Origin of the sequence: Photobacterium kagoshimensis (assembly GCF_050337045.1) — a bacterium.
In the GTDB taxonomy this organism is placed as follows: Bacteria; Pseudomonadota; Gammaproteobacteria; order Enterobacterales; family Vibrionaceae; genus Photobacterium; species Photobacterium kagoshimensis.
Genome location: NZ_JAKJSO010000010.1, coordinates 293450 through 316953, shown reverse-complemented (window position 1 = coordinate 316953; position 23504 = coordinate 293450). Strand labels below are relative to the sequence as shown.

The 23504-nt window shown below is 44.9% G+C and carries 16 protein-coding genes; 14 read left to right on the top strand and 2 right to left on the bottom strand.

The window, feature by feature from the left end:
* Window positions 1–601: 601 nt before the first annotated feature.
* The 7 genes from trxB to L4C35_RS07020 all read left to right on the top strand — a co-directional run bounded on the left by trxB (window position 602) and on the right by L4C35_RS07020 (window position 7637).
* Window positions 602–1813 (top strand): thioredoxin-disulfide reductase, encoded by a 1212-nt coding sequence (trxB, locus tag L4C35_RS07050; protein WP_428462215.1) that lies wholly within the window; start codon window positions 602–604, stop codon window positions 1811–1813.
* A gap of 10 nt (window positions 1814–1823) precedes the next feature.
* Window positions 1824–2150: a thioredoxin TrxA gene (gene trxA, locus L4C35_RS07045; RefSeq protein WP_428462214.1), complete on the top strand. Its 327-nt coding sequence runs from the start codon at window positions 1824–1826 to the stop codon at window positions 2148–2150.
* 218 nt (window positions 2151–2368) lie between these two features.
* Window positions 2369–2836, top strand: a complete 468-nt coding sequence (gene grdA, locus L4C35_RS07040; RefSeq protein WP_084711705.1) for a glycine/sarcosine/betaine reductase complex selenoprotein A — start codon at window positions 2369–2371, stop codon at window positions 2834–2836.
* Window positions 2837–2850: 14 nt separating this feature from the next.
* Window positions 2851–3315: a glycine/sarcosine/betaine reductase complex selenoprotein A gene (gene grdA, locus L4C35_RS07035; RefSeq protein ID WP_244915165.1), complete on the top strand. Its 465-nt coding sequence runs from the start codon at window positions 2851–2853 to the stop codon at window positions 3313–3315.
* A 78-nt stretch (window positions 3316–3393) separates the two neighbouring features.
* A complete protein-coding gene (gene grdC, locus L4C35_RS07030) occupies window positions 3394–4935 on the top strand; it encodes a glycine/sarcosine/betaine reductase complex component C subunit beta (protein WP_428462213.1) in 1542 nt (513 codons plus the stop codon).
* Window positions 4936–4947: 12 nt separating this feature from the next.
* On the top strand, window positions 4948–6111 hold the full coding sequence (grdD, locus tag L4C35_RS07025; protein WP_428462212.1) for a glycine/sarcosine/betaine reductase complex component C subunit alpha: 1164 nt from the start codon (window positions 4948–4950) through the stop codon (window positions 6109–6111).
* 245 nt (window positions 6112–6356) lie between these two features.
* Window positions 6357–7637 (top strand): sulfurtransferase, encoded by a 1281-nt coding sequence (locus L4C35_RS07020; RefSeq protein WP_428462211.1) that lies wholly within the window; start codon window positions 6357–6359, stop codon window positions 7635–7637.
* Window positions 7638–7792: 155 nt separating this feature from the next.
* Here the strand turns inward: L4C35_RS07020 and L4C35_RS07015 are convergent, their stop codons facing one another.
* The gene (locus L4C35_RS07015; RefSeq protein ID WP_428462210.1) at window positions 7793–8491 is read right to left on the bottom strand and encodes a DUF4336 domain-containing protein; all 699 of its coding nucleotides are present in this window, start codon (window positions 8489–8491) and stop codon (window positions 7793–7795) included.
* A gap of 46 nt (window positions 8492–8537) precedes the next feature.
* The gene (malT, locus tag L4C35_RS07010) at window positions 8538–11246 is read right to left on the bottom strand and encodes an HTH-type transcriptional regulator MalT (protein ID WP_428462209.1); all 2709 of its coding nucleotides are present in this window, start codon (window positions 11244–11246) and stop codon (window positions 8538–8540) included.
* Window positions 11247–11744: 498 nt separating this feature from the next.
* Here malT and L4C35_RS07005 point away from each other — a divergent pair, with 498 nt between their 5' ends.
* From L4C35_RS07005 to L4C35_RS06975, 7 genes are all read left to right on the top strand, one after another.
* Window positions 11745–14204: a glycogen/starch/alpha-glucan phosphorylase gene (locus L4C35_RS07005; protein ID WP_428462208.1), complete on the top strand. Its 2460-nt coding sequence runs from the start codon at window positions 11745–11747 to the stop codon at window positions 14202–14204.
* Window positions 14205–14283: 79 nt separating this feature from the next.
* Entirely contained in the window at window positions 14284–16476 is a 2193-nt protein-coding gene (malQ, locus tag L4C35_RS07000) for a 4-alpha-glucanotransferase (protein WP_428462207.1), read from the top strand.
* 4 nt (window positions 16477–16480) lie between these two features.
* Window positions 16481–18664, top strand: coding sequence for a 1,4-alpha-glucan branching protein GlgB (gene glgB, locus L4C35_RS06995; protein ID WP_428462206.1), 2184 nt, complete (start codon window positions 16481–16483; stop codon window positions 18662–18664).
* 389 nt (window positions 18665–19053) lie between these two features.
* Complete coding sequence (locus tag L4C35_RS06990; protein ID WP_428462205.1) at window positions 19054–19965, top strand: hypothetical protein; 912 nt, start codon at window positions 19054–19056, stop codon at window positions 19963–19965.
* Between the two features lie 11 nt (window positions 19966–19976).
* A complete protein-coding gene (locus L4C35_RS06985; RefSeq protein ID WP_428462204.1) occupies window positions 19977–21140 on the top strand; it encodes a BamA/TamA family outer membrane protein in 1164 nt (387 codons plus the stop codon).
* Between the two features lie 6 nt (window positions 21141–21146).
* Window positions 21147–22478 (top strand): DUF4056 domain-containing protein, encoded by a 1332-nt coding sequence (locus L4C35_RS06980; protein ID WP_428462203.1) that lies wholly within the window; start codon window positions 21147–21149, stop codon window positions 22476–22478.
* Entirely contained in the window at window positions 22468–23466 is a 999-nt protein-coding gene (locus L4C35_RS06975; protein WP_428462202.1) for a patatin-like phospholipase family protein, read from the top strand. Before L4C35_RS06980 ends, L4C35_RS06975 begins: the two co-directional genes overlap by 11 nt.
* Window positions 23467–23504 lie beyond the last annotated feature (38 nt).

The window sequence follows — 23504 nt, the reverse complement described above, 5'->3', positions numbered from 1 at the left end:
TTGGCTGGGTTAGTGCTCTAAAATAGAAAGTGACGATAGGCTAGATATTTTATTGCTAGTCATTATTTTTACTAATGATAGAGGGGGGGATATTAAAATCAACCGAAGTGAAAGCGTTTTTTAACTACGCTTCCTTTACAGAACAACATTTTTATATTAAGCGAGAGTGGATTTGATGACTATAGGCGTCAATATTTCTTATGATAGTCAAAATATAGTGTTTGATATTCAATTTGGTTATTTTAATAATGACTTACATAACCCTAAGTATGGTCGATTTATGATTTAAGTATCATATTTTTATATCGTGGTGAATTTTGTACTGTAATTAGGCTTTGCTCACAAAAAAATAAAGATTACTAATTATAATCACTTACAAGTTAAAAGAATTAGAGATTATATCTGGGTGGTATAAAATTATATTTCACCATCCCGATTCAATTAACAGCTCATTAAAGTATAAGATGAACTGATTCACAGCTATATATTGCTGTCTTCTTATTTATGATGCTGTCGCAAGAACTGATTTGTTTTGATATGTCCACACTATTCCATTAGGGAAGATGGGCATGTAGTCGTGAAATAGCAATCGGTGAATTATATGTCTGAACTATACGATGTCATCATAATTGGTGGCGGTGCTGGTGGTATGTCAGCTGGGGTTTATGCCGCTCGTGGCAAAATGAAAACCCTAATCATAGAAGATAAGCGCAATACAGGCGGTCAAGCCGCGACAACCAGTGAAATGGAAAACTACCCAGGTATTGTGGAAGCAACTGGTCCGCAGTTAATGGATATGTTCCGTGAACACTGTAATAAGTTTGGTGTGGAGTTTACCCGCGGACTTGTATCTGAAATCACTATTGCTGACGATGGCTTTATTAAGACGTTAACAACCAGCAAAGGCGAAACCTACCAAACTAAAAGCATCATAGTTGCAACAGGGGCGACACCGCGCATCCTCGGTATTACGGGCGAATCTGAGTTCCGTGGTAAAGGTGTTTCTTATTGTGCGACTTGCGATGCGGATTTTTACGAAGAACTTGATGTTGTCGTAGTTGGTTCTGGTAACACTGCGGTTGAAGAATCTGTCTTCCTGACCAAGTTCGTTAATAAAGTCACCATGATTGTCCTGCATGATCAAGGCATTCTCGACGCGGATCGTACCGCGCAAGAACAAGCGTTTGCTAACGATAAAATTGAATTTGTTTGGAATTCTGTGGTTGAAGAAATCTGCGGTGATGAACTGGTTAGCGGTGTGAAATTGAAACACCTGAAAACCGGTGAAATCTCCGAGTTATCAACCGATGGTGTTTTCATGTTTGTTGGCACAGTGCCAAAAACCGACTTCATCAAAGACCAAGTGGCACTAACGCCACAAGGCTATGTGATCACCAACGAAAAACAAGAAACTAACGTTCCTGGTATCTTTGCTGTTGGTGATGTAACAGATAAATTCCTTCGCCAAGTGGTTACCGCAGCGGGCGATGGTGCAGTCGCGGCAGTCGCAGCAGACCGTTATATCGAAGAAGAAGAAAACTGGCGCAAGTCTGTCTCTGAATTTGGCGGTACGGCAATGGTGGCGTTCTGGAATCCATTAAGCAAAGAAAGCTTAGCGGTGATTAACCAGCTAGAGCAAGATTGCAAAGATAAGCCTGATCAACGTGTTGTCACCATAGATACCTACAAGAGTCAAAATATTGCAAACCGTTTCTCGGTTTCGCAAGTGCCAGTTGTGATCCGATTTGACGCTGGGCAGGAAGCCAAGCGAGTGGATGTTAAGGATATTGCTGAGTTAGATACTCTGTATTAAGGGAAACGCAATGATCGAACTAAATAAAGATAACTTTGATGCTGAAGTGAAAGTAGATGGCGTCGTGCTGGTGGATTTCTGGAGCGAAAGTTGTGGTCGCTGTATTGAATTGATGCCAGAAGTGATGGAATTAGCTGAGAAGTACGGTAACGACATGAAGTTCTGCAAGCTGAACATTCAGGGTAACCGTCGTTTAGCGATGGCGCAGAAAGTGATGGGCTTACCATCTTTCGTTTTCTACAAAAACGGTGAAAAAATTGAACATCTTTCTGGCGAAGAGTTAGAAATGGAAGATGTGGCAAGCAAAGTAGAAAGCTACATCGCAGAAACAGCATAAAAGTATAACTAGGTGTAACTGATTTACACCCAATAATGAATTTGTATTTAATAGGCAACGGCCTGTTGGCGCAAATATAAGCCTCGCTTTCTCTACATGGCTTTCGATGAAAGCAGGGTAGGAAAAAAAGTGCTTTATAAAATCCATGTGAACTCAGTACGTGGTTCTCCATAAGCTGATAAGCATGATCGTAGTAATCTGTACCCTTGGAGTGAACAATGCTCAAAGATAAGAAAGTTATTATCTTGGGAGACAGAGACGGTGTACCAGGACAAGCAATCGAAGCTTGTATTAAAACTGCTGGTGCGCATGTTCTTTTCTCTACAACTGAGTGTTTCGTCTGAACCAGCGCAGGTGCTATGGATCTGGAAAACCAGAAGAGGATCAAAGGTTTTGCTGAGGAGTTCGGCCCAGAGAATTTGGTAGTCGTACTTGGTGGCGCGGAAGCAGAAGCTTCTGGCCTAGCGTGTGAAACCGTAACAAACGGCGATCCTACTTTTGCCGGTCCATTAGCCGGAGTCCAGTTAGGACTCTCTTGTTATCATGTGGTTGAGCCGGAAATTAAAGACAATGTGGATGCTGACGTCTATGACGAACAGATAAGCATGATGGAAATGGTACTTGATGTCGATGCCATCGTGGCAGAGGTCAAAGAGTATCGTGAGCAATTCGGAAAGTATGTTTAATCGGGAGAAAGATTGTGTTCGCTAATAAAACAGTGATCATTCTTGGAGACCGCGATGGCGTACCTGGTCAGGCAATTGAAACTTGCATGAAGACCACAGGTGCTCACGTTGCTTTCTCTACTACAGAATGTTTCGTCTGAACAAGCGCTGGCGCAATGGATCTGGAAAATCAAAAGCGGATTAAAGCACTTGCTGAGGAAAAAGGCGCAGAGAATCTTGTTGTGATTCTTGGCGGCGCAGAAGCAGAAGCTTCTGGCCTAGCATGTGAAACTGTCACCACAGGTGATCCGACTTTTGCAGGACCATTGGCGGGAGTCCAGTTAGGACTTTCTTGTTATCACGTGGTGGAAGACGAAGTTAAAAATGCCGTTGATCCAGCTGTCTATGAAGAGCAAGTTGGAATGATGGAAATGGTACTTGATGTCGATGCTATCAAAGCGGAAATGCAACAATACCGCAGCGAAACTGCATTAGCATAAGTATATCTCAATGCTGGTTCGGATCTGTTTGTTTAGGCGGGTTCGAACCTTTTATCCGGCTCGGATGCAGGAGTAACAATGGGATACGCAGTAATTAAAGGTGTGAGCTACATGCTCGCCCATACACCAGATGTATTAATTCAACACGGTTCAGTACAAGTACAGTCACGGGCAAAAGATCCTTCAGACCCGTACTTGAAGCAGTTGAAAGATCACCTTCGTCCATTCGAAGACGTTGTTTCTTACCCCGCTAACCAGTGTTACATCGGAAACCTCACCCCGCAGCAATTAGCAGATATCCCACAACCTTGGTTTGAAAATAAAGAGCACACGGCTCAACAAGGTCAGTTCGGTGAAATCTACAACCAGCCTCAATTTTATGCCATGTTGAACCACGTAGATGTGTTCAATTTGGTCCAACTGACTCAAGAGTTTATCGACACATACCACGCACAAGTGGCGCATCATCCATTATACGGTGATGACGTTGATTTACTGGCGGGTCATCAAATCATCACGAAAGATGAAATCCTAGCACTGACAGAGCACCACCAAGCTGAAGTCTTGATGATGAATGGTGAGTTGGTGGGTTGTGTGAAAGCGGCGCATGATGAAGATGAAAACTTATCTGCCCATATCATGCTAGAAAACCTCTGCACAAAAGCATCGGGCGTGATGGCAGCGATGCTCTTAAAACAGCAGGGTATTGAACTTGATAAAGTTGATTACCTGATCGAATGTTCAGAAGAAGCGTGTGGTGACATTAACCAACGTGGCGGCGGTAACTTCGCGAAAGCCATTGGTGAAGTGATTGGTTGTAACAGCGCGACCGGTTCTGATGTTCGTGGTTTCTGTGCAGCCCCTGCGCACGCAATGACACTCGCAGCAGCGCTAGTGAAATCTGGCATTTTCAAAAATGTCATGGTTGTTGCTGGTGGTGCTGTTGCTAAGTTAGGTATGAATGGTCGTGACCATGTGAAAAACAACTTGCCTGTACTGGAAGATTGTTTAGCAGGCTTTGCTTGCATGGTGTCTGAAAATGACGGTGTTAGCCCTGAAATTAACACTGATATTGTTGGTCGTCATCAAATTGGTACAGGTTCATCGCCACAAGCGGTTATGACGGCATTGATTGCCGCACCGCTTAAAGCCGCTGGCATGAAGATGACAGATATCGACAAGTACTCGGTAGAGATGCAAAACCCTGAGATCACCAAACCTGCGGGCGCAGGTAATGTGCCAGAATCAAACTACAAAATGATTGCTGCGCTAGCGGTGAAAGAAGGGCAGATGGAACGTACCCAGTTGCCAGCGTTTGTCGTAAAACACGGCATGACGGGCTTTGCGCCAACGCAAGGGCATATTCCATCCGGCGTTCCTTTTCTTGGCTTTGGCCGTGACATGATCCTCAATGATGAAATTAAAAACTTCATGATGGTAGGTAAAGGCAGCTTGTTCTTAGGTCGTATGACTAACTTGTTTGATGGCTTGAGCTTTGTGGTTCAGAAGAACAGCGGCAAGCAAGATGAAGTGTTCGATGAGAATCAAGTGAAACAGGTTGTGGCGCAAGCAATGCGCGATGTGGCTGAAAACTTGCTAAACGCGAAGAGCGAGAAGTAATCGGAGGTTGCGATGGCTAATATCAATCAACAACTGTCCGACACGTTTTCAGCAATGGCGGATGGCCTGTTAAGTGGACAATTTGGTAAGAAAACCCGAATTGCACTTACGCTGATCGGCAGCGAGCATGGCCCACAAGAACTGCTTCGTGGTGCACAGTTAGTTGCACGACAGCACAGCGACATCGAGCCCGTGCTCATTGGCTGTAATGATCCTGAGTGTGGCTTTGAATGCCACCCTGCAGAAGATTTAAACCAATGCCACCAAGTGATGGAAAGCTTGTTTGAGCAGAAGCAAATCGATGGCTGTGTCACTTTGCATTATGCTTTCCCTCTTGGTGTGAGCACCATGGGTAAAGTGGTAACACCGGGTACTGGGCGTGAGATGATCATTGCCTCTACCACAGGTACCACAGATACCAACCGCCAAGCGGCGATGCTCAAAAACACCTTGTATGGGATTGCACTAGCAAAAGCGACAGGGATCGAAAAGCCAACGGTTGGGGTGCTAAATATTGATGGGGCAGCTCTCTGTGAACGTGCGCTACGAGACCTTCAACAAGCGGGTTATGACGTTCACTTTGCAGAGTCAGGACGAGCAGATGGCGGAATTGCCATGCGCGGTAATGATTTGCTGCAAGGTACACCAGATGTCATGGTGACTGATAGCCTAACCGGCAATTTGCTGATGAAAATGTTCTCTTCGTTCACGACAGGCGGTAGCTATGAAGCCTCGGGCTTTGGTTATGGACCGGGCTTAGGTGAAGGTACGGCAGGTAAGCTAGTGAATATTATCTCTCGGGCGTCAGGGGCACCAGTTGTGGCAGGAGCCATGAGATTATGTGCAGACGCAGCAAAAGGAGAGGTAATGAAGCGCGTTGACGAGGAGTGGGAAGCAGCAACCTTATCAGGCTTAAACAGTACTCTGGCAAAATATTGTCAGCCAAAAGCGCCAGTAGAAACCAAAGAAACCGTCGTCGCACCACCTGAAAAGGTAACCGACTCGGAGATCGGTGGCATTGATATCTTAGAGATTGAAGATGCCTGCCAATCATTGTGGCAAGCAAATATCTTTGCTCGCACTGGGATGGGCTGTACAGGCCCGATTATCCTTGTTGCGAAGGAAGATATCGATGCCGCCAAAGCTCGCCTAGTTGAAACGGAGTTCTTAGGCTAGTGTTGTGATTTAAAATAATATTGAGCACGAAAACCATCATGGTAAGTAGTGCTTTTTCTTTCGTCCCCTATATGCATGATTTGATATTTAATTTCGCTTATCTCTCATTTACAAGTGTGAAGCTTCATCAAAGGTAAACTTGAGAGCCTAGTCGCCATAATATGTGCTTTGTTTCATTATAATCAGTGGAGTTTTTAATTTATATCACTCAGGCTGAGTGGTGATAAGCACAGTAAGGTTGGCTGATGAATACAATGAGGAAAGTGCTGGTACCTGTTATTGTTTTTTCAAGTTTTGGACTGCAAGCAATGACGTTTGATCAGTTATCTAAAAACCTTGATGAATCAACGCAAGTGATTGATTGCCGATCGAGTAATTACTATAACGGTTGGCCCGAAATCGGTGCTAAGCAAGGAGGGCATTATCCTGGTGCGGTTAACTTAGATGCTCAATGGCTAGGGATGATTGAAGACTCTGCGTTTAAACAGTTGTTGGTGGATAAACAACTGAAGGCCGATCAGCCAACCTATCTATATTGTGATCATGCAAATAGCCAGAAAGTGAAAAAGGCACTGTTAAGCCAAGGGTTTAGCTCGGTTAATGCCATTGAAGAGCCACTTTTAAATTATTCAGGTTCACTCACAGCTTTACCTCAATTCCAACAGCTTGTGAGTCCTGAATGGGTGAAACAAGTGATTGATGGTCAACAACCACTCTATGCCCCTAACAAAGCGTACAAGCTAGTGGAAGTTGCGTGGGGGCCACCGACCAAGTACCTGGTTTCACACATACCCACAGCTTTGTATTTGAACACGAATAATATTGAAACTAAGCCGCTTTGGAACCGTGTCAGCAATGAAAAACTGACAACCTTAATGCAAGAGCTTGGTATTCGTTATGACACTACTGTGATCTTGTATGGGCGCGATAATATGGCCGCGGCGCGTGCAGCGAGCATAATGATGTACGCAGGTGTTGAAGATGTCCGCTTGCTTAACGGAGGCTGGAAATCTTGGGTAAACGCTGGTTTTGCGTCTGAACCTATGCTGCAAAAAACCGATAAAGTGATGGATTTTGGCCGTGATATTCCTGCCAACCCAGAGCTGATTATTGATATGGCTGAAGCTAAAGCTATTCTCGATGGCGCTCCCCAAAATAACTCACTGGTGAGTATCCGTAGTTGGGATGAGTACCTAGGTAAAATCAGTGGTTATAACTACATCAAGCCCAAAGGACGTATACCTGGGGCTAAATGGGGCCATGGCGGTAGTGATGCGAATAGCCTTGAAGATTTCCGTAACCCAGATGACACCATGAAAAGTGCCGATGACATTGAGCGTTTCTGGCACCAATGGGAAATCGATCGCAACCAGAAAGTATCTTTCTACTGCGGCACGGGGTGGCGAGCATCTGAAACGTTTTTCTACGCTTACGTGATGGGCTGGAAAGACATCAGTGTTTACGATGGCGGCTGGTACGAGTGGAGCGGTATTAAAACCAATCCAACCTTAGTTGGTCCTGTGTAATAGCGCTTTTTAATTAGTGCCGAAGCATCTTATTCGGAAGGGATGCTGCATATTGTGAAGCAGGTAGCGGGTTAATTAGCCCGCTATTTTTATGTTGGTAGATAGTACTGTGTTGTTCTGCGCTTGTTGGTCATACTCGTTGGCTGTAGTCAAAGTTAACAGGCCACGATAGATGGTTTAAGTGCCCATGCAAAAGCATCGGCAAAATATTGCTTACCATTTTCTGGGATCACTTGGCCGTGAGCCAAAATAATACGATCGAATGGCCAAGTCAGGATCTCTTGCAGAGACTGACGTAATCGCGTTTTGTCATGAAACGATAAACGCCAATACAGCGGCATAGCTGGTTGTTGATAGCAGCCGTTAAGTAACGCTAGCCCTATCGACAGTGGATTAGTGTTGTCTTTCATCCAAGCTAAAGTATCACCCACAATTAAGGTGTGTGATTGTGGATCACAAAACACCACTTCTTCCATTTTGTCGCTCCCTCTAATCAGGGTTTGCAATAGCTGATTACGCCATAGCAAGGGAGTGGTGGCACTTAGGGCATCATCAAAGATTAAGTCAGAGCGTTTTTGTTGTAATCCTGGTGGAGCAAAAAAATACGCATTAGGGTAAGCAAGCCACCATTCAGAAAGAAACAGGTGATGGTTATGGTTCGGCGTTAGTATCGCGTGTACTTTGCCTAATTTACTGAGTGAGAGTTGTAGCTGAGTGGTTAGCTGAATAGGGGAGTGGATCAGCAGTTTCTGATCCTTTAATCGAATGACTGTCATTCGAGCGCCAACGGGAATACCGCTGACTTTGAGTGGCATATCTTGATACCACAGGCGATCACGCATCCATTCAATCACAGAGTTATCCTCTTGTTAGCGGGGGATCCTTCCCCCGTTAATGTGTTCAGAACCCCATCAACCCCAGTAAGCTTTCTGCTGTTTCAATGGCTTGCTGGCGATTAGCAATGTTCAGCTTTTGGTATAAATTGCGAATGTGAGTTTTGATAGTGGTTGATGCCACATCTAGCTCAGACGCAATTTGCTCGTTGCTGTAACCTGTGTAGATTAAGCCTAATACCTGCCATTCGCGTTGGGTTAACGGGCTAGTACGTACTAACTCAGGTACATCAGGTAAAGTCAGTAATTTATCGACAAAGCTTTCATCAAAATGCACCGAGCGATTGCGCTCTTTACTGGTCATTTCGCGCAGCAATTGTTGGGCGCGGTGAAGCTCTAGTTCATTTAGTTGGCGTGTATCAACAAGTTCTTTTAATAGGTCACAAATCGTATTTGCCTCGCATAAAAAGTTACCAATCATGCCAGTGCTATTTGTTAGTTGTAGCGCTTCTTTTAAATACGCTAGCGCAGTGTCGCGTGAATCTTGATGTTTACTTAATACCGCTTGTACCACAAGGTTACGATTTTTGTCTGTGACTAAATTGTATTTTTTTGCATCTTCTTGCAATGAAAGTAAGATTTCTTGCGCTTGGTCGTACTCGCCAAGTGTTATGTGGGTACGGGCGATATTACGCCATTGTAATTGTTGGAAGTGGTTACAGCCGCCTTCTGGGCGCTCCGCTTGTTTTAACCAATCAGCAAGGCTTTGATGATCGTCTTTTGCTTGCCAGTATAGAATATTGGCAAAATCAGCATTTGCACGCCAATCAATATGGTATTCAGAACGCTCAACCAAACTGTTACATAGTTCTAAATAGCGCGCGCCTTTGTCTAGTTCACCACGGGTGATAGCAATACGGGCGAGCATAGAATAGGCGTGTAATGATTTGGTTTCATCAAAGGGTGCCAACACTTCTAAACTCTTGTGGGCACACTCTTCCGCTTCTTCTAAGCGGTTCCAACACCATAGGATCTGTGCACGCAAACGTAGCAAGAACTCATGCAGTGGCACTTGTTGAAGGTGTTGCTCTTTTACCAGCTTGAAGGCTTGATCGAGTAGCTCGTAAGCCGATTGAATGTAACCTTGAGCCACTAAGATCTCACTTTGTTGCAGTAGTGCCCAAAGTGCTTGGTGGTAAACATGGTACTGACGTGCCATTTTTTCTGTTTGCTGCATCATAGGCAGTGCGCGGCTTAAGTTACCTAAACAGTGGTGAACTTCCCCCACAACCGATGTCGCAACTATGCGGCTACGGTAAGTTGTTGATGGCAGCTGACCTAACGCTTGTTCTGATAACAGTAGTGCATCTTCTGGGTTGCTTTGGTTAATCGCAACTTGCGCCAGTAGGGCGTTGAATTCCCCCTGAAGCGCATCATCTAATTCAATACTGTGTTTACTAAGCTGTGCTTTAGTTTCGTTAATCAGTTCACCAACGTCGTTATAACGGTGTTGGCTTTGGGCGAGCCAGGCACGCAATAGTGCTAAACGAGGCGATGAAAACAACTTGTCGGCGGTCAAAGAGGCGATAGAGTCTTCAAGTAACTTCAACTCACCATGGTGGTACATGTTCCAGCCGTAATCTGTCAGTACTTCTACGATAAGATCTTGGTTTTCACTCTTAAGTGCATGAATAAGTGCTTGCTGTGGACTTTTTTGTTTCAGCCAGGCGTAAGCCGCTTGGGTATGTAGTTCGTAACGTTGCTGTGGGATCTGAGAATAGCGCTGGTGGCGTAAGAACTCTGCAAATAGGTTATGGAAGCGATACCAGTTGTCGTTACTTTCGAGTGTATTTAAGAATAAGCCAAAGCGGTTTAGCGACTCCAGCATAGAAAGTGCATCACTACGCCCTGTTAAGTCCGTCACTAATTGGGCATTAAAAATATCTAATACCGAACATTGCAATAAGAATTGCTGAGTGTCGTGATCGAGTTGATCAAACACTTCTTCTGCAAGGTAATCCCATAAGTGACCGCGATTAAAGCTCGCCATCGATTCAGCAGACTCAGCCAAGTTGTTGGGTTTTTGCTGGGCATGCAGCGCAATAAGCTGCAATGCAGAAGGCCAACCTTCAACTTGTTCGCGTAGTGAGTTTAGTACCGTTAGCTCTATGTCCTCACTGACACGCTTTTGGAAGAAGCGTTCGGTTTCTTCTTGGTCAAAGGCTAGGTGTTCGTTATCTACTTCAATTAATAAGTCGCGAACACGTAAATTAGCGGTGCTTAATGGAGGTTGAGTCCGGCTAGTAACGACAAGAGTCAGGTTATCTGGCATGTGTTTAAGGAAGAAGCGCATGCCATCATGAATATCTTCATTATTGATGACGTGGTAGTCATCAAGCACTAAATAGGTTTGCTCATTATATTCAGCAATTTCGCCGAAAAGCTCGCTAAATAGGGTCGATAAGCAGGCAAATTGGCGGCGTTCGGCCATTGATTGCGTTTTTAAGCAAGCGCCATTGGTGGCTTTGTTTATGGATTGTAAGAAGTAGTTAGCAAAGCGAAACGTATCATTATCGCTTTCATCAATATTCAACCATCCAGTATGTGGATGATCGTTTAGCCACTGTGCTGCCATGGTTGTTTTACCGTAGCCCGCTGGAGAGCGGAAGAGTACCAGACGGTAAAATGGCGCTTGGTTAAGGCGATCCAGCAATCGAGGACGAAGGATGGCGTTATGAAGACGTGCCGGGCGCGTTAGTTTTGATGGTATCCACATAGTTCTTTTGTCTAATCCGTTGTTTCGACTTTGATATGACCACAATGTAATTCTTATTATTGGAGAAAGTGACGTAACGACCTTTCACTTCCTTGGTCTTATATGCTCATTAGGCAGTAAAAGCATGCCTGAAATGAATAGTGCGACTTTTGATCTTGCCCAATACTTTACCTAGCAAAAGCCAAATGTAGCCAGTACATCGCTGTCTCATCCCTTGATTTATGAACTAAATCACAAATATACGAATTCAGCCTGAGTAATACTCATCCTGCTGCACGTGGGAATTATCAGCTAAAGTGTGAATAGTGTTGCATTAATTTTCATTGAATGATGTCCTCTCCCCCCTGAACTTTGGTTTGAGTCACAAAAAGTATGGGTTTAACTAAGCTACGCCCCTCCTCCTCCTCCCTCTAGCCTGATAATTCAGGAGGATGTTTTTGATAGGGATAACAGGCAGCATAGATCCCAGTTGAGATAATCTTAGAGAGAGAACGAACCATGACTTCACGTGGTCAAACACAACAATTTGATAAAGCATTATTTAAAGCTTCAGTTGAGAAGCATTTACTGACGACGTACGCGAAAACCAAAGAAACTGCAGATGCTCGCAGTTGGTATCTCGCAGTAGGTAAAGCATTAGCTGAAATCAGCACTGGCAGCCTACTTGAAACTGAAAAGCATGTTGCTGAACAAAATGTACGTAGCGTTAACTACCTTTCTTTAGAATTTCTAATTGGTCGCCTAACAGGTAACAACTTAATTAGCATGGGCCTGTACGAAGAAGTAAGTGCAGCCGTTGAAGAGTTAGGCCTTAATTTAACTGATCTGCTAGAAGAAGAACGCGATCCAGCACTCGGTAATGGTGGCCTTGGCCGTCTAGCTGCGTGTTTCATGGATTCCCTAGCGGCACAAGAATTTCCAGCTGTAGGCTATGGCCTGCACTACGAGTACGGTTTATTCCGTCAATCATTTGAAGATGGTCACCAAGTAGAAACACCAGACGCTTGGCGCGGCATTGAAGGTTACCCTTGGGAAGTCGTTCGTCCAGAACTTGGTCAATCGGTTGGTCTATTTGGTCACGTTGAAACCTTTATTAATGAGCAAGGTGAATCTTGTCGCCGTTGGGTTCCTGCAATGAACCTTGACGGTGTGGCATGGGATCTACCAATTGTTGGTTACGACAACAAGAGCGTTTACCCACTACGCTTATGGGAATGTCGCTCACCTGCGCCATTCAATCTACAGCGCTTTAACGACGGTGACTACGTAGGTGCACAGTACGGCCAGCTAGAAGCAGGCAACGTGACTAAAGTGCTTTACCCAAATGACAATCACGACCAAGGTAAAATGCTGCGCCTAATGCAACAGTACTTCCACTGTGCATGTTCGGTTGGTGATATTCTTCGTCGCCACGAAGCGGCGGGTCACAGCATTGAAGATCTTGCGAAGCTTGAAACCATTCAGCTGAATGACACCCACCCAACGATTGCGATTCCTGAACTTATGCGCATCTTAATTGATGAGCACAAATTAGGTTGGGATGCTGCGTGGGCAATTTCTTCAAAAGTCTTTGCGTACACTAACCACACGTTACTACCAGAAGCGTTAGAAACATGGAGCGAAAAACTGATCGCGGACATGCTGCCACGTCACATGGAAATCATTTTTGAAATCAACCACCGCTTTATGCTGGAAGTTGAAGCAAAGTGGCCGGGCAACAATGAAGTGAAGCGTAAGCTTTCTATCATTCAAGAAGGCCCACAACGCATGGTACGCATGGCAAACCTATGTGTAGTGAGTACTTACGCGGTTAACGGTGTGGCAGCACTTCACTCAGAATTGGTTAAGCGCGATCTATTCCCAGAGTTCAACGAACTGTTCCCTGGTCGCTTACAAAATGTAACTAACGGTGTAACGCCACGTCGTTGGTTGAAATTCTGTAACCCAGGCCTAACTGAATTGGTTAATGAAAAAGTAGGCAAAGATTGGCCTGCAAACTTAGAAAAACTGTCGGGTCTAGCAAAATTTGCAGAAGATAAAGCGTTCCAAAAACGCTACATGGCAGTGAAAAAAGATAACAAACAACGTCTGGCTGACTGGGTTCTGGATAACATGGATATCGAGCTTGATACCAATGCTATCTTCGATGTTCAAATCAAGCGTCTGCACGAGTACAAACGTCAGCACTTGAACCTGCTACATATCTTAGCGCTATACCACCGCTTAGTGAACGACCCGACATTTGATATGCACCCTCGTGTATTTATCTTTGCTGCGAAAGCGGCACCGGGTTATGCATTAGCGAAAGACATTATCTTTGCTATTAACAAAGTGGCAGAGAAAGTAAACAAGGATCCACGCCTTGGCGGCAAATTGAAAGTGGTCTTCATTCCTGATTACCGTGTCAGCCTTGCTGAAATCATTATTCCAGCGGCCGATGTGTCGGAGCAGATTTCGACTGCCGGCCTAGAAGCGTCTGGTACAGGTAACATGAAGATGGCGCTAAACGGTGCATTGACTGTCGGTACGATGGATGGTGCAAACGTTGAGATCCGTGAAGAAGTGGGCGATGAAAACATCTTTATCTTTGGTCTATTAGTAGACGAAGTATTGAAACTCAAAGAAGAGGGTTACGACCCTTACCGCTACTACCATGCAGACAGCCTGCTTCGTGCAGCGTTAGATGTATTGAATACCGATGAGTTCACACCGGGTAACCCAGGTCAACTGGCTGCGATTCGTCAAAACCTACTTGAAGGTGGCGATCAGTACCTAGTATTAGCTGACTTTGCTGACTACGTAAAAGCGCAAGCTCGCATTGATGCTGAATACCGTGACCAAGCAACATGGGCACGTAAAGCAATTCTGAATACAGCGCTGGTTGGTAAGTTCAGTTCAGACCGTAGTATTCGTGACTATGTGAACAACATCTGGAAATTAAAAGCGGTTAAACGTTAATCGCATACGGTGATTAACACAAACTTATATCAGCAAAAATAACATCGTAGCGGCCCAAGGGTCGCTAACGGAGAGAACGATGAAAGACAATCAAGCATTAAAACAAGTTGCTGAAATGGTGGGAATTGCCGACAGCTACGTCAGCGCTTGGGGTGATGAAGCTAAAGTAAAAGACGAAACCATTCGACGTTTACTGATGGCTTTAGGTTACGACACTAAGAACGACGAAGCATTGCTCGAATCGGCACGCAAGAAACACCGCCCAGATGTACTTGCACCTGTGAAAGTGGTACGCAGTGGTGAAGCAATGCATATTGCCTTACAGCTGGGTGCGAGCGCGCGCGTAAGCGACTTTAGCTGGCGCTTAACCACAGAACAAGGTGAGGTGATGGAAGGCTGGCTACAGTCTCAGTTAGTGAAAGACGACCGTGAAGAAGGAGGTGAATTAACGTTTGCTTTACCTGATGATCTTGCATGGGGCTACCACAAACTAGAACTGTTCCGTAAACGCCGTAAATCACCGTTTGAAATGACCTTGATTGTTACGCCAAAGTCTTGCTTTAAGCAGGAAGACCTTTTTAACGAGAAGAAACTTTGGGGTACTAGCGTCCAATTATACTCAGTGCGTACTAACCACAACTGGGGTATTGGTGATTTTGGTGATCTAAAACAATTAGTAGCAGATATTGCTGCGCGTGGCGGTGATTTTGTAGGCCTAAACCCGATCCACTCTTTGTTCCCTGCGAACCCTGAAGGTGCGAGCCCATACAGCCCATCTTCTCGTCGTTGGCTAAACCTAATGTACATTGACGTTAGCTCGGTTGCCGAGTTTGCACAGTGTGATGAAGCACAACAGCTTGTTGGTAGTCCTGAATTCCAGCAACGTTTAGTGGAAGCACGCGAAACAAACTGGGTTAACTACAGTGAAGTCTCTTGCCTTAAAATGGCAGTATTGCCGTTGTTATTCGAGACATTCACAGCGCGTCACCTTACACACAAAACTGCCCGTGCTGAAAAATTCCTAACGTTTGTTGAAGAAGGTGGTGAAAGCCTACTTCATCAAGCGGCTTTCGATGCACTCCATGCGCACTTGAAAAAGCAAGATGACAACACTTGGGGCTGGCCTGTTTTCCCTGAAGAATACCGTCATTTTGATAATGCAGCTGTTAAAGCTTTTATTAAAGAACACAAGAAAGAAGTTCAGCTATTTATGTACCTTCAATGGTTGGCTGATACTCAGTTAGCTGAAGTTAACGAACTGGCTGAAGAAAAAGGCATGGTGATGGGCCTTTACCGTGACTTAGCGGTCGGTGTCTGTGACTCAGGTGCGGAAACATGGGCTGACCATGGCGCACTATGTCAAGATGTAAGTATTGGCGCTCCACCAGATATTCTTGGTCCTCTAGGCCAAAACTGGGGTTTACCACCACTAAATCCACAAGTGCTACAAGAACTATCGTACGAACCGTTTGTGCAGTTATTACGTGCCAATATGCGTAACTGTGGCGCACTGCGTATTGACCACGTATTAGGTTTGCTGCGTTTATGGTGGATTCCAAAAGGCGAATCGGCAACGGAAGGGGCGTACATGTACTACCCAGTTGAAGATATGATGTCGATCCTAGCGCTAGAATCACACCGTTACCAATGTACTGTTATTGGTGAAGATTTAGGGACAGTGCCAGACGAAATTGTTGACCAGCTTTCAGACGCTGGGATCCATTCGTACAAGGTATTCTTCTTTGAAACCGCAGAAGATGGTGGTTACTACTCACCAAGTCACTACCCAAGTCAATCAATGGCGACATTGTGTACGCACGACATGCCAACCCTTCGTGGTTTCTGGCATTGCGATGACCTGAAAATGGGTGAAGAGTTGGGTTTATACCCAGACGCAGAGCAACTCAGTGGTTTATTTGACAGCCGAGCTGAAAGTAAGCAAAAAATCCTTGATAGTTTGAGCTGGCACGGTTACCTTCCTCAAGGTGTTGGGCATAATGCTGCATATGTACCTATGGACCGTTCGTTAAGTGAAGGCATGCAACTTCACCTTGCTGCGAGTTCTAGTGCATTGTTAAGCCTACAGCTGGAAGACTGGTTGGAAATGGATAAACCAGTCAATATTCCAGGAACGGTGAATGAATATCCAAATTGGCGTCGTAAGCTTTCTACTACTTTGGACGATCTATTTACCCGCCAGGATATTATTGACCTGACTCGTCGTTTAACAGAAACACGAGCAAAAGCTAGTCCAAACAAAAATCAGGAGTAATGCGTTGGACACCACCCAAGTGACCCGCAGTGATAAGGAATATTTGCAGCTCGAAAGGGCTGCATTCTCAGATCCGTTTTCGTTTCTCGGCCCACAATATGATGCAAACGGTATTGCCTTAAGGGTATGGATACCGGGTGCAGAAAGCGTAACCGTTGAGCTACAAAATGGTCAGAAATATCCATTAACCCGTGAAGCCGATAGCGGCTTCATCTTGAAGGGTGACATGGATTTAACCACTGCCTATTATCAGTTACACATTTGCTGGCCGCAAGGTGAGCAAACGATTCACGACCCATACCAATTTCACTCAATTTTACCTGCGGGTGATGCGCTGAAAACACCGTCGCAAATGCATTGCGAAATGGGTGCTCAGCTTATTACCTTACAGCAAGGTAATACGCCCGTTTCAGGTGTGCGCTTTTTGGTGTTTGCACCACACGCATCTGCAGTGAGTGTGGTGGGGGAATTTAATGCGTGGGATGGTCGACGCCATCCACTTCAACGTCTGGATGATGGCTTGTGGGGTTTGTTTATCCCAGATTTAAAAGAAGGCACGCAGTATAAATTTGAATTAAAAGACAGCCAAGGTAACGGTTTACCACACAAAGCCGATCCTTGGGGGTATGCTTCTGAGCAGTACCCATCTTTTTCTTCTCAAGTTTATGACCAATCGCGTTATCAATGGCAAGATAAGCAGTGGCAACAACGGCCTGTAACAGCAAAGCATCAAGAAGCGCTGTCTTTTTATGAACTGCATGCTGGCTCTTGGCGTCGTAATGATCAAGGTGAGTTTTTAACTTACCGTGAACTGGCTGAAATGCTGATCCCGTATATTGTCGACATGGGCTATACCCATATTGAATTGATGCCAGTTTCAGAGCATCCATTTTATGGTTCATGGGGCTACCAACCGATTGGTTTGTTCTCACCAACCAGCCGTTTTGGCTCGCCAGATGATTTCAAATACTTTGTTGATCAATGTCACCAAGCGGGCATAGGTATCGTTCTGGATTGGGTGCCAGCGCACTTCCCATCCGATGATCATGGCTTAGCTAACTTCGACGGTACCGCATTGTATAACGATCCTGATCCTCGTCGTGGCTGGCACCAAGATTGGCAAAGCTACATTTACGACTACGGTCGTGATCATGTTCGTCGTTTTTTAGTCTCCAATGCCTTGTTCTGGTTCGAGCATTACCATATTGATGGCTTACGTGTCGATGCCGTTGCATCTATGCTGTACCTCGATTATTCGCGTGAGCATGATCAGTGGATCCCGAACCACGATGGTGGCAACGAGAACTACGATGCGATCAGCTTATTGCGTTGGATGAATGAAGAGGTTTACCGTCATTATCCCAATGCGATGACCATTGCCGAAGAATCTACTGCCTTCCCTGGGGTGTCAAAGCCAACAGATATGGGCGGTTTGGGGTTCGGCTTTAAGTGGAACATGGGCTGGATGCACGATAGTTTATCGTACATGCAAGAAGAGCCAATTAATCGTAAGTATCACCACGATACCATTACCTTCCCACTGGTGTATGCATTCAGTGAAAACTATGTATTGTCTTTATCACACGATGAAGTGGTATATGGCAAAGGTTCGCTGCTGGATAAAATGCCGGGCGATGAATGGCAGAAAACGGCGAATTTGCGCGCTTACTTAGGCTACATGTACGGTCAGCCGGGTAAGAAATTGAACTTCATGGGCGCGGAAATCGCTCAAAGTGCCGAATGGGCACATGAAGGCCAACTCGAGTGGCATTGGTTAGAGTATCCGCGTCACAGTGGTACCCAAGCGCTAGTGCGTGATTTAAATAAGATGTATACCTCAGTCCCTGCACTGCACGAGCAAGATTGTTCGCCTGAAGGGTTTGAGTGGCGTTTAATGGACGATGCAGAGCAGAGTATTCTTGCTCATGAGCGTTTTGCATTAAATGGCGATAAAGTCTTAGTTATTTCTAACTTCACACCCGTTCCGCGACTCGGTTACACCTTGGGTGTTCCTCAAGCGGGCCGATATGAATTGCTGATGAATACTGATAGTAAGGCGTATTGGGGGAGTGGCGTTGATGTGAGTGCGCAGATCCCAACACAAGCTGTGAGCTCGCATGGGCTAGATAATTCCATTGTTATTGATTTACCACCACTTTCTACAGTGTTCTTGTCATTCAAGAAATAAAACATAACAATTAAAACGAAAAAGCTCGTAATAGTATTGCGAGCTTTTTTATTATTAATCATAACGCTACCTTATATATTGCTTCTAAAGTAAATATTTACTTACTGGTCAAACCTTCCTTGTGGCTGTATTATCCGCTCACTGAATACCTCAGTGTTAATTGTCCTCTTATAATCGATTAGTGTTCAATTATCGCTATACCTAGCTTTAATACACTAACTTTGGCCATATTGACTAATTAATCTGCTGAATATAAACCCAGTTTACTTGGTAACATTACGCGTAATTGTGGATATTTTCACGCATGTAACAATCTGTATAAACAACATCTTCTATCACTATAAAAAGCAATATTTGAAGGTGAGTGTTATTTTTATCGAGATGAAATTTTGAAAACACCTGCTGCCGCTTTACTGTTGGCTACGTTAGTCGCTCCAACGGCCTTTGCACAAGACTCCTTTTTCCCTATTTGGGGTGATGAAGCTGAACAATTGGGTTACACCTTACCGAAGCCTTACGGTATTTCTGTGTCTTACATGGATATGAGTAACCCTATTACCGTTGAAAGTATTAAGTTAACAGGCGCGCCTATGCTTGATGCGATTGATGTGGATGCAAGAAATGCCACCTTTACTGGCTCCAACATTACAGTACGTGCTGATGTGTGGGTTTTTCCATTCATGAATGTTTACGGCATCATTGGCTACACCCAAGGTGAGAGTAAGGCCAAAATCAACTCGGTAAGCTGTGATAGCAGTAAGTTTGATAGACCCAATCTACTTTGTGGTGTCATTAATGCCGTCGGTGATAAGTTACCTGAAAATACCATGTTCAACCTAGATATGGATGGTGGTACATACGGTATTGGTACAACCTTAGCTGGCGGTGTCGGCAATTGGTTCGGCTTGCTTGATATGAACTACACCTACACCAGTATTTCAGCGATAGAAGGGGATATTCGAACTTTTGTTGCGGCACCGCGTGTCGGCTACCGCTGGGAGTACGAGGGTGGCCGTGAACTGCGAGTTTTCACTGGTGTGATGTATCAAAAAGTGGATCAATTCTTATCGGGTGATATTGCAAGTTTAGGTTTACCGTCTGTCGTTGTTGCTGCCGCTGATAAGATTGCAAATGATGCGGGTAATGAACATGCAGGGTTCGAAGTAAGCCAGCATGCTAACAGTAACTGGAATAATGTAGTGGGCATGCAGTACGCCTTTAACCGTGATTGGGACGTATTAGTCGAGGCTGGATTTGGTGCGCGCGAATCTTTCTTTATTGCCCTTGGCCGACGATTTTAAGTGAGTGAACAATGAATAAAACACTCGCTCTATTATTAGCGGCTAGCTGCTCATTTTCGGTTTATGCCGAGGAGAAAGAACTAACAACCTATGAACGCTATCAAGCTTGGTTGAATCAAATGCTGCTTGAACTTGGCGCTGATGGTCAATTCAACCCTGATAAAGGGGTCGATTGGAGCGTAATGCCAGGTCCCTTTTATACCCCTGAAAAGCAGTTTGGCATTGGTGTTTCGGCGGTTGGATTATATAAACCTGATCTTGACGATACCGTGACGCAGCCGAGTTCGGTAAGCCTGAATGGATTCGGTTCGATTAATGGTGCTTACGGCCTCTCGTTGAGTAACACCAACTATCTTGCTCACGATAAATATCGATTATTTATTGATGCGGAATTGATGGATTCACCGGATGTCTTCTATGGAATTGGTATGGATGCTGGCTTAAATAATGGTCGCGTTGATTATACCCGCAGAACCTATGCTGCTTCCATTAAGGGTCTGTTCCAGATCATGTCGTACACTTATGTGGGCTTAGGGTTTGAATTCTCTAAAAATGAAGCGTCAAATGCTGAGATTGATGATCCTGAAAAACCATGGCTTGGGCATTCTTTAGCTGAGTTCCCCGACAAGCAATTCAGTGCAGGCGTGACCATGTCACTGGTTTACGACTCGCGTGATTTTGCTTTAAATGCCTCGGAAGGGCATTTACTGAAATTGGATTACACCCATTTTAGTGCAGCTTTAGGTTCTGATCATGAATTTGATCGGATCGCGATGAATTATAGCGATTACTACTCACCGCAGTCTTTCGATGGGGTGATCGCGTGGCAGGCATTGCTGGAAGCGAATTTTGGTGACGTTAGTTGGGATCAAATGGCTTTGCTTGGTGGCGCAAGTGCACTGCGTGGTTATGAGCAAGGGCATTACCGTGACCGTAATATGTTGTTATCACAAGTGGAGTATCGCCAACCAATCGGTGGCCGACACGGCATGGTGTACTGGGTTGGTGCGGGTACCTTATCTGATCAGCTTAATGAGTTGGGTCAAGATAAATGGTTAACAACCGTTGGAGTGGGTTACCGCTTTGAAATTAAACAGCGTGTTAATTTACGCCTGGATATGGGCTTTGGTAATGGCGAAAGCGGTTTTTACTTTGCAATAAATGAAGCATTTTAATCAGTAATGATAAATTTTAGTTTTAAGCCACTGGTGACCTTTGCACTGTGCACTGTACTCAGTGGTTGTGCTACAGAGGCGTGGCAAATTCATGCGACGCCTTCTGAATCACAAGTTAAAACCATGCTATCTGACGGAAAGAGCCGTTCAGATGAGTGGTTGATTAGTACATCGCAATTACCGAGCTTGTCTGTGCCAGATAACGTTCGTCCTTGTTGTGCATTTGGTGACATGCAAAAGGTGAAACTTGGTCCTTTGCCGATCCCTTTCTTTCGTTTAAATAACATCGTGAGTCTGGATGAGATTGGTCCGCATAAGTTTGCGAGTGGAATCTACCATTATACGCCCGCTTCAGCATCGGCTTCTGGTGTCACAGGCAGCGAAAATAATGGGCTGCTTTATACCACCCAAGGTGGCTTCATCGATTTAGCACATGTACGTGATACCGCTGATGATACGATAGGCTTGTTCTTTGAGATGTTGAATTATTTAGGTACGGCACATCGCATTGAACTGCCTGCAGAACTTGGTCCGCGTTATGTAGAAATGAAGGCCTTTGACACATCGAATTTTAGTGATGCACAAAAATGGCGGATAGCCGCCAATATGGCGGCACGTATCGCTTATTTCAAAGCAGAATCGCATGAAATAGCACAGTGGCATGGCTACAGTAGTTTCTCACAATGGCCAGAGACGATTTCTGCGTATTCAATCGAAGATCTGTACTCCAACATGTTAGGGGCAAAGCTGACGCTTGCGCTGATCGAGCAGTACAAGATGCTAAACGAAACCGAGTACAACCAGAATTTAACCTTGTGGATAGCGGCCAGTTTGAAACAGTTAGGCGTTGTCAGCACCGAACAAGCTCAGCTAGCGCTAGAGGTTGTAGATGGTCAGTGGTGGGATTCAACCGAATCTATTCCTAGCAAGTATATGATTTTAAAGCGCCATTACATCATGGGTGATCATCAAACACCGCATGTTCTTGGGACGAAAGCCAGCCTAAGTGATGTTTTAACAGGCGAGGTGGAGAGTGGGATTCAACTGAATATTCGCAGTGAGGCTGATGTGTTCGGTCAGCCTGCGGTGACTCAGATCCTTGCTCAAGTTGCGCCAACATCACTATCACTTCCTAGTGAGGTGGAAGGTATTCAGCTAGACAATATTGCACGCTTGGTGCTGGAAGTTGATGAGCGCTATGCCGATACTTTCGAGCACGTGCCGCCAGCACTGTGGAAGCATCGTATTGAGCATATTCATTTTCAGCAGATCGCTGATTTCGCGCAGCAATTAGATGAGCGCGATTTATTTCAACTAAGGCAGTCCAATGATAAATAGCCAGCGCCCTAAGTTAGGTACACCATGTAATCCAGGTTATGGTTCAGCAAAAAGCTGGATAATAGCTGTGTGCCTAATTGTTGGCTTAACAGGATGTGGTACAACCAATTATTACGATGCGCTTACCACGCAAGATATTGTTCATCCTCCAGAGGCATCAGAGGCATCAGAGGCTCGCGGTGAAGTCAAAGCAGAGCATGCTCAAAATCAACGTCCTCGATTAGCGATTGCGTTTGGTGGAGGAGCTGCTCGCGGTATGATGCACCTAGGTGTGATGAAAGCACTTGATGAGGCTGGCATCAAAGCCGATCTTGTTACAGGTACGTCTGTTGGTTCAATAGCGGCTGTACTTTATAGCAGTAAAGAATACGATGAAATCGAAAAGATCATGTACTCATTTGCTGAACATGAAATTGCAGATTTTAATGTGTCTAGACAAGGCTTAATCAAAGGAAGAGCCTTGGCAAAATGGCTCAACAAGCAAATAGAATATGATGATGTTGAAGACCTGCCGATACCAACAGGTATTATCGCAACTAACCTAACCACTAAGCGTACAGTGATGTTTACTCATGGTGATGTTGGTCGCGCTGTGCAGACATCGTCGAGCGTACCCGGCGTGTTTGTACCTGTACAAAACAATAACGAAATTTTAGTTGATGGTGGTGTACTGTCACCTGTACCTGTTTATGCCGCTCGCCAAATGAAAGCGGATATAGTGATAGGTATTGATGTGTTTTGTAGTCAACCACCGCCGCTGACTGATAGTGCTGCAACCATTATCGCAAATACTTACTGGTTACAGAGCTGTGATGCATCAAGCGAAGAAACTAATAGTGCTGATATCCTCGTTAGGCCAACGCCGTGGGATGACAGCCTGATTAACTTTGGCAATCGACATGATCGTGAGGCTGCTATGCAAGCGGGTTATCAAGCGATGTTGCCACATATTCCGCGTTTGAAAGCTTTGCTGAGCAACCCAGCGTAAGAAGAACGGGCCCATTAGCCTGGTGTGATCTAAGTATG

Excerpts from the sequence above, each read along its gene's own strand:
- trxB (WP_428462215.1), top strand. The coding sequence starts at position 602 with ATGTCTGAACTATACGATGTCATCATAATTGGTGGCGGTGCTGGTGGT.
- trxA (WP_428462214.1), top strand. The coding sequence starts at position 1,824 with ATGATCGAACTAAATAAAGATAACTTTGATGCTGAAGTGAAAGTAGAT.
- grdC (WP_428462213.1), top strand. The coding sequence starts at position 3,394 with ATGGGATACGCAGTAATTAAAGGTGTGAGCTACATGCTCGCCCATACA.
- grdD (WP_428462212.1), top strand. The coding sequence starts at position 4,948 with ATGGCTAATATCAATCAACAACTGTCCGACACGTTTTCAGCAATGGCG.
- L4C35_RS07020 (WP_428462211.1), top strand. The coding sequence starts at position 6,357 with ATGAATACAATGAGGAAAGTGCTGGTACCTGTTATTGTTTTTTCAAGT.
- malT (WP_428462209.1), bottom strand. The coding sequence starts at position 11,246 with ATGTGGATACCATCAAAACTAACGCGCCCGGCACGTCTTCATAACGCC.
- L4C35_RS07005 (WP_428462208.1), top strand. The coding sequence starts at position 11,745 with ATGACTTCACGTGGTCAAACACAACAATTTGATAAAGCATTATTTAAA.
- malQ (WP_428462207.1), top strand. The coding sequence starts at position 14,284 with ATGAAAGACAATCAAGCATTAAAACAAGTTGCTGAAATGGTGGGAATT.
- L4C35_RS06985 (WP_428462204.1), top strand. The coding sequence starts at position 19,977 with ATGAATAAAACACTCGCTCTATTATTAGCGGCTAGCTGCTCATTTTCG.
- L4C35_RS06980 (WP_428462203.1), top strand. The coding sequence starts at position 21,147 with ATGATAAATTTTAGTTTTAAGCCACTGGTGACCTTTGCACTGTGCACT.
- L4C35_RS06975 (WP_428462202.1), top strand. The coding sequence starts at position 22,468 with ATGATAAATAGCCAGCGCCCTAAGTTAGGTACACCATGTAATCCAGGT.